Genomic DNA, 14686 nt, shown 5'->3' with positions numbered 1-14686 from the left:
TCATTCTTTTCGTTGTCGTTCAGGTGACTTGCCTCGTGATGCAATCGGTAATGAAATGGTCACAGACGTACCTTTCATGTACTCACTTTGAATCATTAGCTTGCCGTCATATTTCTCTATAATCCGTTTCGCAATGGACAATCCGAGCCCATTCCCACCCTGCTCACGGCTTCTCGCTCGCTCTACCCGATAGAACCGATTCGTTACATAGGGAAGATGTCCCTCCGGAATACCTATTCCTTTATCTTTAATGACAAGCTGCACCGTATCTTCGTGCGCCAATGCCTTAATATGAACAACAGCATCGCAGGATGAGTACTTAACCGCATTATCTAATAGAATGAGCATCACTTGTTCAAAATGCTGCTCTCCCATAGCGAGAGGCATATCCATCACGGATGCTACCTCGTTTTCAAATTGAATTGAAGGATGAATGAGAACGAGCTTCTGAATAAGTAATTGGATCCCTTCGCCAAGATTGGATATTGTACGATACGGTTCTCCATCAAGATGCTCTGCACGGTTCAACTCCAATAGCTCTTGAACAAGTCCTTTCAGGCGAAGCAGTTCCTGCATAGACGCTTGCAGAGACTCCTCAAGGATAGCTGGATCATTCTTGCCCCAACGCTGCAGCAGTCCTAGATGTCCTTCAATAATCGCGATCGGTGTGCGCAGCTCATGCGATGCATCTTCTACAAATTGCGTTTGTTGATGAAAAGATTGCTCTACTTGATCCATCATGTCATTAAACAGAAGAATGAGTTTGCCCACCTCATCGCCCTTATTTTGAATCGGAACCCGTTCCTGCAATCCTTTTTGCTTGACCTTACGTATCGTGAGTGCCATAGACTGAATAGGTTTTAACATCTGCCAAGCCAATACTCCACCACCAAGTCCACACAGCGCCACTGCACCTATCCCGAAAATAAACATCATTTGAGCAAATGCAGTACTTAGCTGCGTAAAGTCATCCATACTCTTCACCATTTCAATCGTACCGTTAAATTGAAATACGGTTATCGGACTTCTCATCACTAGCAACGACTGTCCATCCACTTCCGTGAATACGATCTCTGACTTCGTTACCGGATGAGGCTGCAACCATTCATCAGATACATGGCTTGATACCGTAACGATCGTTTCCCCGTGCTGATCCATTAACCGTATCAATTGGTTCGGTGCATTCACCTTATAAAATAATTGGCGAATGCTAGCATGCGCTTTGTTCTGCAGTGCATACTCATTTTCAAGAAGCTCATTCAGCAGTTGGTTCATATTCGCTTGAATCTTTACCTTCTCTTGATCCATCATCCATTTTTCCATATATACATATTGAACGGCGTTGTAGGCCATAAATAGGACAAATAATATGAAGGATGACCAGAGCGTAAGCTTCAACTTAATGGGCATTCGCGAAAATATGCTTGTGTTTGATTTCAACTTCATTTGCGCATCACATAGCCAATACCGCGCAATGTCTGAATGTAGCTATCCTGACCAGGCGTATCTATTTTTTTACGCAAATATCTTACATACCCGTCCACAACGTTCATATCAACGACCGCGTCATAGCCCCACACTTTATTCAACAGCATTTCCCTGCTCAGCACACGGTTTGTATTTTCCATCAATGCTACAAGCAGTGCATATTCTCGTTTTGTTAATTCAATTTCAGCTGCACCTTTCTTCACGATTCTCGAATCTAGATTAATGCTAAGGTCTTTGAATACTAATTGAACAAACGGAGATTCATCGTGCTCCTCCTGTCTTCGGAACACAACACGGATACGTGCTAGCAGCTCCTCAATGGCAAATGGCTTCGGAATATAATCATCCGCACCACTATCCAATCCTTCCACTCTATCAGCAATACGATCCTTAGCCGTTATCATAATGATCGGTGTTTTACGATGCGCACGAATCTGTCGGCACACCTCAAGTCCATCTATACCTGGCAGCATTCGATCCAACAAAATCAAATCCCAGTAATCCTTCATTGCGAGTTGAAGTCCATCTTGACCATTAGAAGCAGTGCCTACAGAAAACGATTCATGCTGCAGCTCTAGCTCAATAAAGCGTGATAAGTTTTTCTCGTCTTCAATAAGCAATATTCTTTTCATTATGGATTCCCTTCCTTACGCTCATGTACAACCTGACATCGGTATTCGACATCATCTTCTATATGCTGTAGTATATATCAGTATTGCTATATTGAGAATCCTTATCATCTATGTTCATTCGTTTAGTTGTGTACATAAGCATTTTTTAGTCAAGCAAGTTTGATCGGAATAGCTGGATCACACGTGTTGTTATCCGTCCGCATACTAATATCCAACCATTTATTGGGTAACAATTTAATAACGAGGTGATTCACATATGAAGCAAAAGAAGAAACTGACATTCAACGACTTTTTTGAACTTAGTTTATACGTGATTTGTTCGGTAGCGTTTGTTTATTATTTGGTGATCGGAAATGGCGGGAAAGTGTTTCAGTCCGCTTTGATTATTGTCGTGCTGCTGCTTCTACGCGGGCTTATCAAATGGACAAAAAGCGATCTTCCCTTTGCTCTGCGCTTCTCGATTCTGTTTTTTATTGCGCTTGCCATGCTAATCGCTAATTTGTTCAATATGTATGGTGTCATACCGCATTTGGACAAAATCGAGCATCTGCTCTCAGGGGTCATCCTTTGTTTCGTCGGACTGTTTATCCTTGGGAAAAAGATACGTCGTCATCACAGCCAAATTGCCCCTTCCATTGCAATCTGGTTTGCCTTTTTCTTCTCAGTAGCAATGGCTGGCGTATGGGAGATCTATGAGTTCACCGTTGATGGCTTGTTAGGGTTCAAATCTCAAAATGGCAGTTTGTACGATACGATGCTGGACATTATATGTGGAACCGTCGGCGCGATCGCTACTGCTACCTATCTTGTGTGTAAAGTAAAAAAAGACCCGAATTCTCTCTTTGATTCGAAATAGCAACTACGTGAAACGGAGAATACCTATGACTGGTCATGGTGTAACACATGGAGTAACATAAGCTGCAAAATGCAGCTATACTACCCACTACATGAACAACTGAACATTGGAATAGAGATAAGAGCGACCCTATATTTTCGTGGATTCTCTGTTTATGATTTAAGAAGTTTTACGGGTTTGAATAAATAAAGAGGCTGATATCCTAACATCTAGCTAGGATATACAGCCTCTTTATTTAATAGCACGATATACAGCCTTATCATAAATTGTTCCACGTACGATAAGTGTTAATTTCACACTCTCATTTTCATTTCTTACGATTTGGATTTAGCCAATAAGTATAAAAAATACGGTGCACCGATAATAGCTACTACGATACCAGTAGGTACATCTTTAGAGAAACTGCGGCTAATTGTATCTGCTGCAATAACAAGCAGCGCTCCTGCCGCGGCCGCGGTTGGCAGAAGAAATTGATGTTTCGGTCCAATGAGACGTCTAGCTAGATGTGGACCGATAAGGCCGACAAAGCCAATGCTGCCGCTTACCGCTACACAAGTGCCAGCAAGACCAACAGACGCAGCAAGTATAACAAGCTGTTGCTTCGATACATGAGCACCTAATCCAGTCGCTGTCTGTTCCCCAAGATTCAGTACATTCAGCATTCTTGATTTGTAAAATACATACGGCATGATCACGATAATAAATGGAAGTAGAGCTAATACATAATTCCAAGTCGTATGCTTCATACTTCCTGCCAACCATGTGGCTACGAACTGATAATTATCTGGGTTAAGTTTAAGGGTGAGTACGATCATAGCAGAACTAATACCTGCTGCTACCGCTACACCAGTCAATAACAGACGTGTCGGCGATAAACTTTGGTGTTTTTTAATGGATAATAAAAATACGAGTGCTGCTGCCAAACCTGCTCCGCCCCAAGCAACGAGCGGCATTATGTAAATGGAAGCCTGACTATTCATTTCATAGAAAGATATAAACAGCATGACTGCTAGCCCCGCTCCAGCATTAATCCCCATAATTCCCGGATCTGCCAGCGCGTTGCGAGTAACAGCTTGCATAATCGTACCTGCTACAGCCAGTCCAGCGCCTATTAAGATCGACATAACCATACGAGGAAGTCTAAATTCAAATAATATTAATTCCTGTCTATCTGTTCCTGAACCGACTGCGGTTCGCAGCAGTTCCATAGGAGACAATCGAATATGGCCTGTATTCATACTAATAATAAATACAACTGCAATACAAATCGCGATTACAGTCATAATAATTCGGTAGCGTCTACGTTTCATTTGGTCTGCTAATTCGAAATAGACTTGATTCATGCCTACATTCCCCTCCTCTCTTTACGTGCCAAATACAGAAAGAACGGTACCCCGATTAAGGCGATAAGCGCACCTACCGGAGTCTCATGAGGAGGATTAATCATACGTGCTGCCAAATCAGCTAAGACAACAAGCAAGCTGCCAAGCACAGCTGAGCATGGAATGATCCAACGATAATCGACCCCTACCAAATATCGTGTGAGGTGTGGAACAATCAAACCCACGAAACCAACGGCACCTACGACCGAAACAGCTGTGCCTGCCAAGATAAGAACAATGACCATCCCTGCGGCACGTATGCTACGAACATGATGGCCTAGTCCTTTTGCCACATCTTCTCCTAAACTTAATATCGTGATCGATCGAGATAGCAAAATAGCTCCAATTAAAGCTGCACATACCCACGGGAACATAATTTTAAGTTGAGACCACTCCGTACTTGAAACACCTCCAGCATACCAAAAGGCCATGTCCTGCCCAATGCCAAATTGCAGCGCAATTCCTTCACTGACGGCAGATAGCAGGGCAGTTAACGCAGAGCCAGCCAGCACAAGCCTTACAGGCGTAAGACCACCTTTAGCAAGCGATCCTATCCCATATACAATGCCGACTGCTATTCCAGCACCTAAAAATGCAAACAAAATCAAAAATTTATAAGGCAAACTTGGAAAAAAGGCAAAACAAACAGCCAGCATAAAAGTTGCTCCGGCATTGAGACCGAGCAGCCCTGAGTCTGCCAGTGGATTTCGAGTCATCCCCTGCATCATTGCCCCCGCAACAGCAAAGCATGCACCTATCATAGCTGCTCCAAGTATACGCGGAAGTCTAACATCTTGAATAACATGATGCTGGCTCACATTCGAATCAAAGTTGAAAATAGCATTCCATACTGTGGCAAATTCTATATTTGCGGCGCCAAAGCAAATCGAGATCGCCATACCAAGCGGCAGTGCAAGAAGCCCGCCTATAAGAATAAATGTTGCCGCCCACGGACGTGAGCGATTATGAGCTCCACCGGCATGCCTTGAGATGCTTGATACAGTCTCTGCAGTTGTGGAGCTTGCTGCTTTCACTGGTGTTGAAACAATGGTGTCTGAATACGAATTTGCTTTTTGACCCATACCTATCCACCTTCACACTTACCCATTTTGATATTGATTATCATTTTCATTTAGGTTTTATTTATCATTTTATTCCAATCGCCAAAATAGTCAATGTGTCTAAGTAACGATTTATGAATGGAAACCAGTTAATTTTTATAATAAAGTATCCACTTCAACACGGAGATACGAGAGTGCTTCTCCATAGAAAAGAAGGTACAAAAATATACGTAGGAAGCACGAAAGAAGCTGCCTTGACTTCAATCAAGACAGCCTCCATTCTATGACGTTTGTTCATTCGTCCATTCGTTCATTCATTTCCATACTGCCTCAATCAATCCGTTTACCAACCGGCGTGCTTACCCTTCAGCAGCTGCGGGCTGTTCTGGCTTCTTGGACGCGCTTTGCTTAACTGGCTTGCGAATTGTAGCAGCCGCATCGCTGTCTCGAATGAATAGAGCCACACAAGCTCCTAAAATTAGAAAGCCAGCAGCTGCAAGCAAAGCTATGCGATAAGCTATCAAGTTAGGCTCGATCGTTCCAGCAGCATTCACCGTACTTGTGCCGACAAATGCTAGAATTCCGGAAAGAACAGCTAGCCCTATCGCAGGACCAAGTCTGCCCTGTACCGCAAACCAGGTCGTTGCACGCCCCATCGATGCTGGAGGGATCGTTGCAAAGGCAGCAATTTGTACTGAGCCCACCGTCTGGCCAAGGAAAATACCTACACTAAACAACAAACCTCGAATAAACCATGGATTCGTATTCGCATCTACCATACTCAGCGTGACAAATATGAGTGCAGTTACTACAAACCCAATGACCATGACACGTTTCGGTCCAAGCCTTGGATACGTCCATGGCACCAACTGGGATGCAATCATGAGCCCGATCGCTTCTGGGAATGTTGTTAATCCCGTATCTAAAGCGGAGGCATTCCATGCATTTTGATACATTAAGGGAAACACATACAACATACCTAGCAAACCTGCAGAAGCACACATGGAAACGAGTCCAGTCGTTCGGAATAAGCGATTGCCCAGCAAACGCAAATCCAGCAGTGGTTGGCTAACGCTCAGTTCTACTTTTACTAACACAGACAGCAGGATGATTCCTATTGCTCCTGCTCCCCACACTGCCGGTGAACTCCAACCATGTATAGGACCTTGGCTTAGCGCATACATAAGGAGTGCAAGACCTGGTGCCGACAATAGAAACCCAGGCACATCTAATTTCCCCGTATTTGGCTGCTTATGCTCTTTCAGTAACAATAGTCCAAACAATAATGCGGGTATGCCGATCGGCAAATTTACATAAAAAATCCAACGCCATGAAAAATGCTCAACCAGCATTCCGCTCACAATCGGCCCAATAGCAGGAGCTATCGCAATGGGGAGAATGAGTGATCGCGATACTTTCGCACGCTCTTCAGGAGGGAACGTTCGAAATAGCATCGCCATTCCTACTGGCGTAAGCAAGCCTCCGCCAATCCCTTGGATGACACGAAAGATCGTCAATGTCGTTAAGTCTTGAGCAAAGCTGCACAAGGCAGAGGCGCTAGTAAAAATAGCAAGCGCCAATAAAAAGGTTCGCTTCGTCCCCCATCTGTCGCCAAGCCACCCCGCCATCGGCAAGACGATGGCAAGACTGACTAAATAGCCGACATTGAGAATGCCAGATGCAGCTGGCGGTACATTAAGTTCTTGGCTGATCGTTTGCAGCGCCACGTTTAGCACCGTCGCGTCCATCGCGACGACAAACATAGCAGCTACATAGACGATACACATTACTTTTCGCGGATTTAGCCAAGCACTCATTGCTTGCTTCCCACAATTAGTTCTTCCTTCGCATACAAACTGCGCGGTCTCAAATCTACCCATTTGTCGTTAATATAGGCGACGCACTCTTCACGCGTAGTTGGCCCAACCACTTGAGTCCAGCCATTCGGAACGGACGCGAAAGCTGGCCAGAGCGAATACTGCCCCTCGTCATTTATTAACACAAGATAATTGCCGTCCGCTTGTTCAAAAGGATTACTCATAGATCAGTTCACTCCCTTTAGAAGTTGTCTGTCTTGCATGTGAAGCTTCCTCCAGCTTGCTTAAAATAACTTTGCCGATATAATCAAGCGGCCCTGGCTGGCATAAATCTTTATGACGGCATTCGATATCATGTCTTTCGATCTTCCCTCCTAAGTAAGGAAGCCACATATCTGGATCAATTGGCTCGAACCATTCCGGGATGATGGTCGAGTGGAAGAATAGCATGTCTCCATCGAATTTCTTCGGAACAAACGCTTTTAACAATTGTACAGAGTTCTCATACGTCGTCTTCAAATTGAGAATCGTGTCCACCTCAAGCGATGCCAATGCACTGCTTTCATTGCGCAGCAGCTCAAGTGCGCCTGCAATCGTAAGGGACTCATCACCTAGCTTCTCTTCAATGCTCTCTCTATCAAATCCGCCAAGAGCAAGCAATGCCGTAAGCGCCTCATCTTCGTCTGGCTCATCTTTTATCGGCAAATAATGACTTGGGAAGGCATCCAATATCCCAAGCAATTCAATTTCCTCTCCCGCTTCTTGCAGCTGCACCGCGATAGCTTGTGCTACATTGCCACCTAATGACCAACCTAGTACGCGATAAGGGCCTTTAGGCTGGATGGTGCGAATATGATCAATGTAGTCAGCCGTCATTTCTTCTAATGACTGTGGCCGGTCTTCGTCTTGAGCGATACCACGTGCTTGCAAGCCATAGATAGGATAATTCATTCCGAGATGTTTCATTAAACCTGCATAACACCAGCTTAGACCTCCAGCAGGATGCACGCAGAACAAAGGTATTTGATCGCCATGTGAGCGCAATGGGAGAATAATTTGCAGAGCACTGTTTCCACCGCTCATTTCCAACTTATCGATAAGCCCTGCTACCGTAGGCGCTTCGAAGAGTACCGCAATGCTAAGCTCTTTACCCAATGCTTCACGTACTCGGCTAATAAGCCGGACTGCTAACAAGGAGTGTCCTCCGAGCTCGAAGAAACTATCGTCGATGCTCACCCGCTTGACGTTAAGAATCTCAGCGAACAGTTCGCACATCACTTCTTCCTGCGGTGTTCTAGGATTTCGACCATCCGAATCCAACGTAACATCTGGGGCCGGCAGTGCTTTCCGATCCAGTTTGCCGTTCGTTGTTAAAGGCAGCTTGTCCATAAATATAAATGCCCAAGGTACCATATAATCTGGCAGTGAAGCAGCTGCATGACGGCGCAGTTCTGCTGCCTCGCCAATTGTATTTACTGCGCTGACTACATAGGCAGTAAGTCGCTTATCTCCTGGTTGATCTTCACGCACAATAACAGCAACTTGAGCTACTTCTGGGTGACGTATAAGCACGGATTCGATCTCACCTAGCTCAATTCGGAAGCCGCGTATTTTCACCTGATGATCCGAACGTCCTAAATAATCTAATGAGCCATCCGCGAGCCGCTTCGCCAAGTCTCCTGTTCGATACATTCTTGTTCCAGGCGCTCCATACGGATCGGCAACGAATCGGTCAGCAGTCAAATCAGGACGACCCCAATAACCACGTGCTAGCCCTGCGCCAGCCACATACATTTCTCCAGTCACACCACAAGGAACAGGCTGAAGCGTATTATCCAGCACATATACTTTAAGATCAGGTATAGGAACACCTATAAGACTGCTCGCTCCTGGAGCAGCACTATGTCGATTCAGTTCGATATAACTGACATGAACAGTGGTCTCCGTAATGCCATACATATTTATTAGACGGGGAGCATCGTCAGCATGTCGGCTGTACCAATCCTCTAATCGACCAAGCTCCAAGGCTTCCCCGCCGAACACGATGTATCTAAGCTTCAACTTCTGCCCAAGCTCAGGCTGTTCACGATCCGCCTGCATCAATTGATAAAAGGCTGACGGCGTCTGATTCAGTACCGTTACTCCTTCCTCAGCGAGCAAGCGTAACATTTCATCTGGCGCTCTGCTTAAGCGATGAGGAACGACAACAAGACGTCCGCCGTACAGCAAAGGTCCCCATATTTCCCAAACCGAGAAGTCAAACGCATAAGAATGGAATAATGTCCACACATCGGTTTCATCAAAATGGAACCAATGTTCTGTCGATGCGAATAAACGTACGACATTTTGATGTGGTACGAGTACCCCTTTTGGCTTGCCCGTTGACCCCGATGTGTAAATGATGTAAGCAGCACTTAATGGCATAAGTCTGCCATGACGCTCTGCATCCGTAGGATTTTTACGTGAGTAACGCTGTATGCGTGCAGCGACTTCCATATCATCAATAACGATACGAGGCAAGCTTGCTGAATTCGGTATTTGATCGCTTACATGTACACTTGTAATCAGACATGCAGGGCAAGCATGCTCCATCATATAAGTGAGTCGGTCTTCCGGATAATCAGGATCAAGAGATAAGTAGGCTGCTCCTGCCTTAAGTACAGCTAATATACCAACCACCATATCAATCGAACGAGGTAACGCTAGTGCAACAATTTGCTCGGTTCTTACACCAGATTCGATTATTAAGTGAGCGAGTCGATTGGAACGCTCATTCAGTTCTTGGTAAGTCAGCGATACTCCTTCGTAGATAATAGCCAAGGCCTGAGGTGTGCGAGCAACTTGAGCTTCAAACATCTCTGATATGGTCGTCTGCTCAGAAAGCGGAATCGGTGTACTCCATTGTTGAAGCAAATCTTCACGCTCTTGCTTGGTTAAAATATCTAGTTTACTTATGTGCTTACTCGGTTCACTGACCGCACTTTGCAACACGCGCATAAAACGTTCCGTCATCGCTTCAACCGTAGAGCGCTTGAATAGATCTGTGCTGAATTCAAGGAGTCCATCCACCCCGTCTGGAGCTCCGTGTGCATCCCTACGTTCTGTCAGTTCAAACGTTAGGTCAAACTTCGCTGTACCTACGCTTTGCAGCTGCAGACTTGCCTGTACTCCCGGCAGTTTAAGTACAGCGTCTGGCGTGTTTTGAAGAACAAGCATCACTTGGAAGAGCGGATGCCTTGAGCGAGAACGAGACGGATTTAGCGCCTCAACTAGTCGTTCAAATGGAACATCCTGATGTTCAAAGGCAGCCAAGCTCATTTCACGCACTCGTTTCAAAAGCTCATCAAACTGTGGGTCACCCGATGCATCAATACGGAAAACAAGCGTGTTGATGAAAAACCCAACCAAGTTGTCCACACCATCATCATTTCGACCTGATATCGGGCTGCCGATTGGGATATCCGACCCAGCCCCCAAGTTGGTGAATAAAGCTGCTAATGCGGACTGAAGCACCATAAATAAAGTGGCCCGATTACTTCGAGCAAGCTCATTCAACTGACGATGCAAAGTACGATCCATGTGGAATGAAATCGTATCCCCCTGATAGCTCGCAACATTTGGCCGCGGATAATCCGTTGGAAGCTCTAACTGCTCAGACAAATAGCGAAGCTCATTTGTCCAATAGTCCAATTGACGAGCGATTAGGCTATGTTCATCACCAGAGCTGCCTAGCAATTCCTCCTGCCAGATCGCATAATCTGCGTACTGTACTGGCAATTGCGGCAGTATAGGTGCTTTTCCTTCACAGCGTGCCGCATAAGCCACGGAAAGATCCCGTGTCATTGGTGTGAGCGACCAGCCATCACCTGCGATGTGATGGAGCAGCAGCAAAAGTACATGCTCTGTCTCATTTAACTTAAACAGTTCAACACGCATTGAAGTCTCAGTTGCTAAGTCAAAGCTGTATCGAACTGCTTTATTCAACCGCTCTGATAGATCTGCCTCACCTATTTCGGTCACGATCAGTGTAGGACTTGCTTGTTCAGCATCCCATATAAGTTGTCTCGAAGCACCCATCTCATCTGGGAAAACGGTACGAAGCACTTCATGCCGTGCAACTACATCCATAACTGCTGCCTGCAGCGCATCCAAATGAATCTCACCCGAAAGGCGCGCGACTAGTGGGATATTATACGTCGGGCTTGCACCTTCCAAACGGTACAAGAACCATAAACGCTGCTGTGCAAACGACAATGGAATATGCCCTGTCCTTACAGCTGGCTGAATAGCTGGTCTTGCCACTTGTGCCTGATCAAGCAGCTTCACAAGATTCCCCACCGTAGGTGCTTCAAACAGTCTGCCAATGTTCATCTCTACGCCAAATGCTTCACGAACCCGCACCATCACTCTACCTGCAAGAAGCGAGTGACCTCCGAGGGCGAAGAAATCATCGTCAATCGTGACACGCGGTATTTCAAGCACTTCTTGGAATATGGTACACAGCATCTCCTCCTGAGGAGTGCGCGGTGTGCGACCAATCGCTATCAAGCTCAGATCTGGAACAGGCAGCGCCTTGCGATCGACTTTTTTATTCGGTGTCATCGGCAGCTCTGCAAGCATCACAATGACGGTCGGAACCATGTAATCCGCCAATTTCCCGGCAGCAAAGCTTCTAAGCTCATTAGCATCAATTACGCTTGCCGAATCCGTATCGTTCAGAACGACGTAGGCTACCAATCTGCGATCACCTGCGCGATCCTCACGTACGATTACGCAGGCTTGCTCTACAGCAGGATGGTCAATAAGAACCGATTCGATTTCGCCGGTCTCGATCCGGAAGCCGCGCAGCTTAATTTGATGATCCGCACGCCCTAAATAATCAATCCAGCCATTGTCCTGCCATCTTGCAAGATCACCCGTACGATACATGCGTGACCCAGCTGGTCCAAATGGATCTGCTATGAAACGCTCCGCCGTCAGGTCCGGTCGACCCAAGTAGCCACGACCCAGCCCCAAGCCGGCAATATACAGCTCGCCAGTAACACCTGGTGGAACTGGCGTTAACGACGAATCCAACACATACAGCTTCGTATTCCAAACGGGCTCGCCGATCGATGGCTTCTCTCGTTTATTATCCAACTGTGCGGCAGTCGAATAAATAGTCGTCTCTGTAGGCCCATATTGATTGTTCACTTCACAATTCAGTTCCTGCAGCGCAAGTTTTAATCCAATCGGCAGCGCTTCGCCGCCTGTTATTACTTTTAAACGCTCGAACTTTTCAGGATGACTAGAAGCGATTGCCTGCCACAGTGTAGGAGTAGCCTGCATAATTGTCGTACCCGTCTCTTTCATTCTGCGAATGAGCGCAGGTGTATCCAGAATCGTATCCTTCAATACGATATCAAGCGTCGAACCGCATATTAATGGCAGAAGTACTTCCATTACCGATATATCAAAGGAGATAGTCGTAACAGACAGCCAACGATCCTGCTCACCTATCGCGATTCGCTCACGCATATCGAGCAGCAAGTTGACAAGCCCTTCAAACGTCAACATAACTCCTTTAGGCCGCCCTGTCGAACCGGAAGTATAAATCACATAGGATGGATGAAGTAGTGACAATGGCTCCGTTCGATCAGCATCTACAGGATTCGCAGACACTTGTGCGGCTAGTTTAAAAATGACCACCGGATCATCTAGCTTCACAATTTGGTCATCTTCCATAACATTTACGAAGTTCGCTGTCAGCTCTTGTGAGGTAATAAGACACATCGGCTTCGCATCTTCAACCATATACATAATCCGATCACTCGGGTAATCTGGATCTATGGGTAAGTAAGCTGCTCCGGCCTTATGAACAGCTAAAATGGCAATGACCATGTCCACGGAACGCGGCAAGGAAAGAGCGACAATTCGATCAGGCCCTACACCTCGTGAAATAAGCATATGAGCAAGGCGATTTGCCTGTTTGTTCAGCTCGTCATAGCTGAGTACAGCTTCTTGGCAAACGATCGCTGGAGCAACTGAAGATCGAGTAACCTGTTCCTCAAAAAGTTCAGAAACACTCGTTTGCGGAAGGATAAAGGTCGTATCATTCCACGCATGCAGCACTTTATTTCGTTCTTCAGGCAAAATGACGGACAGACGTCCGACTGGTTCAGCAGGATCTATATCTGCGATATCGTTCAACAATTGAAGGAAGCGCTGCAAATGTGCTTGTACTTCTTCTTCACTGTAGATCACTGGATTGGCATCTACATCAATGCTTAGTCCTTTTCCATCCAGACTACCGTGCACGTTGAACGTCAGATCATCCACAGGGCCCGCTGCAATATTCCGCATCACGCCTACATGTCCTCCAAAATTCAATTCCTCCACAAATGGCATGACATTGATAAGCGGTCCAAACAACCTGCGGTTATCCCCTAACAGCTTCAAATCACGGCGTATATCTTGATGCCTGTATCGCTGATGCCTTCTAATACTTCTGATCTCTCGTGTGACCTGCTGTAACAATTCCTCCAAACTCATAGCTGGGGATATATGAATCCGCAGTGGCAGCAAGTTCATAACCATGCTAGGGACACGAAGCGAGGAAGATCCTAAGCGACACATCACAGGTAATCCTAATACAACATCATTTATACCCGTCATACGATGTACATACAGTGCCGCTGCTGCAACAATAACATCCGGCCAACTTGTACCAGATAGTTGGGCTGCGTGCTGCCAGCTGTGCAGCAGTGAATCAGGGAACTTTGCGGAGCGCCGCAAAAAGCTGCGTGCGGTTAATTGTGCGTGTCCGCCTAAGCTTACGACTTCTGGCTCATCAGCAAACCGCTGGAGCCAAAATTCCCGATCCTGCACCATTTTCTCAGAATTTTGATAAGCCATATCTTCGTCCAAGCTAGCACGAAATGAACCAAATCCCCCTTCCGCAAGAGAGTCTCCGTTTACTAGCCCTGAATAAATTTGGGCCACTCTTCGCATAAGGAGCGACACTCCAAAGCCATCTATTACAATATGATGGATGCGTTGATACCAATAATAGCGATCTGGGGCCAATTTAAAGAGTGCCTCCGTAAATAGAGGACCTACACTCAAATTCACAGCTTGTGCAGTATCATGCTCCATCCATGATTGTGCAGCGAAACACGGATCAACCTGATCACTTACATCTATTACATGAAACGGCCAATTGGAAGATAAATCGCTGTACTGCCATGGTCCGTCCGCATCTTCCCCAAAGCGAACATGAAGGGCTTCTGCTTCCATGACAGTTTGACGTACCGCTGCCTCGAAGCGAATCGGATCTACAGCTCCGTGAATCTCCACACATTCTGCCGTATTGAAAATCGGATTGCTTGGATCAATTTGCTGTGCGAACCAAATACCTGCCTGTGCGCCAGACAGGGGCCAGTGTTCCCTCTTCTGTTCAAGCATAGAGTTA

At 46.0% G+C, this 14686-nt stretch carries 8 protein-coding genes; 1 reads left to right on the top strand and 7 read right to left on the bottom strand.

All coding sequences use genetic code 11. The features are described from left to right. Positions 1-1446, bottom strand: a complete 1446-nt coding sequence (locus tag NQ117_RS00660) for a HAMP domain-containing sensor histidine kinase (protein WP_258276107.1) — start codon at positions 1444-1446, stop codon at positions 1-3. Next, the gene (locus tag NQ117_RS00655; protein ID WP_258276106.1) at positions 1443-2120 is read right to left on the bottom strand and encodes a response regulator transcription factor; all 678 of its coding nucleotides are present in this window, start codon (positions 2118-2120) and stop codon (positions 1443-1445) included. The genes NQ117_RS00660 and NQ117_RS00655 overlap by 4 nt, the downstream gene beginning before the upstream one ends. A gap of 256 nt (positions 2121-2376) precedes the next feature. On the opposite strand from NQ117_RS00655, the gene NQ117_RS00650 reads away from it, so the two are divergent. Further along, on the top strand, positions 2377-2976 hold the full coding sequence (locus NQ117_RS00650) for a DUF2238 domain-containing protein (protein ID WP_258276105.1): 600 nt from the start codon (positions 2377-2379) through the stop codon (positions 2974-2976). Between the two features lie 314 nt (positions 2977-3290). Here NQ117_RS00650 and NQ117_RS00645 read toward each other — a convergent pair whose 3' ends face one another. From NQ117_RS00645 to NQ117_RS00625, 5 genes are all read right to left on the bottom strand, one after another. Further along, positions 3291-4319 (bottom strand): FecCD family ABC transporter permease, encoded by a 1029-nt coding sequence (locus NQ117_RS00645; RefSeq protein WP_258276104.1) that lies wholly within the window; start codon positions 4317-4319, stop codon positions 3291-3293. Between the two features lie 2 nt (positions 4320-4321). Beyond that, positions 4322-5440, bottom strand: a complete 1119-nt coding sequence (locus tag NQ117_RS00640; RefSeq protein ID WP_258276103.1) for a FecCD family ABC transporter permease — start codon at positions 5438-5440, stop codon at positions 4322-4324. Positions 5441-5778: 338 nt separating this feature from the next. Further along, positions 5779-7236: an MDR family MFS transporter gene (locus tag NQ117_RS00635; RefSeq protein ID WP_258276102.1), complete on the bottom strand. Its 1458-nt coding sequence runs from the start codon at positions 7234-7236 to the stop codon at positions 5779-5781. Further along, a complete protein-coding gene (locus NQ117_RS00630) occupies positions 7233-7460 on the bottom strand; it encodes an MbtH family protein (protein ID WP_258276101.1) in 228 nt (75 codons plus the stop codon). The genes NQ117_RS00635 and NQ117_RS00630 overlap by 4 nt, the downstream gene beginning before the upstream one ends. Beyond that, positions 7453-14679, bottom strand: a complete 7227-nt coding sequence (locus tag NQ117_RS00625; protein WP_258276100.1) for an amino acid adenylation domain-containing protein — start codon at positions 14677-14679, stop codon at positions 7453-7455. Before NQ117_RS00625 ends, NQ117_RS00630 begins: the two co-directional genes overlap by 8 nt. Between the last annotated feature and the right edge of the window lie 7 nt (positions 14680-14686).

The organism is Paenibacillus sp. SC116, assembly GCF_024733555.1.
GTDB lineage: Bacteria > Bacillota > Bacilli > Paenibacillales > Paenibacillaceae > Paenibacillus_B.
The sequence above is the reverse complement of the archived record's forward strand: the minus strand, read 5'-3'. Positions and strand labels throughout refer to the sequence as shown.

Coding starts and splice junctions, on each gene's coding strand:
- NQ117_RS00660 (WP_258276107.1), bottom strand. CDS start 1,446: ATGAAGTTGAAATCAAACACAAGCATATTTTCGCGAATGCCCATTAAG.
- NQ117_RS00655 (WP_258276106.1), bottom strand. CDS start 2,120: ATGAAAAGAATATTGCTTATTGAAGACGAGAAAAACTTATCACGCTTT.
- NQ117_RS00650 (WP_258276105.1), top strand. CDS start 2,377: ATGAAGCAAAAGAAGAAACTGACATTCAACGACTTTTTTGAACTTAGT.
- NQ117_RS00645 (WP_258276104.1), bottom strand. CDS start 4,319: ATGAATCAAGTCTATTTCGAATTAGCAGACCAAATGAAACGTAGACGC.
- NQ117_RS00640 (WP_258276103.1), bottom strand. CDS start 5,440: ATGGGTCAAAAAGCAAATTCGTATTCAGACACCATTGTTTCAACACCA.
- NQ117_RS00635 (WP_258276102.1), bottom strand. CDS start 7,236: ATGAGTGCTTGGCTAAATCCGCGAAAAGTAATGTGTATCGTCTATGTA.
- NQ117_RS00630 (WP_258276101.1), bottom strand. CDS start 7,460: ATGAGTAATCCTTTTGAACAAGCGGACGGCAATTATCTTGTGTTAATA.
- NQ117_RS00625 (WP_258276100.1), bottom strand. CDS start 14,679: ATGCTTGAACAGAAGAGGGAACACTGGCCCCTGTCTGGCGCACAGGCA.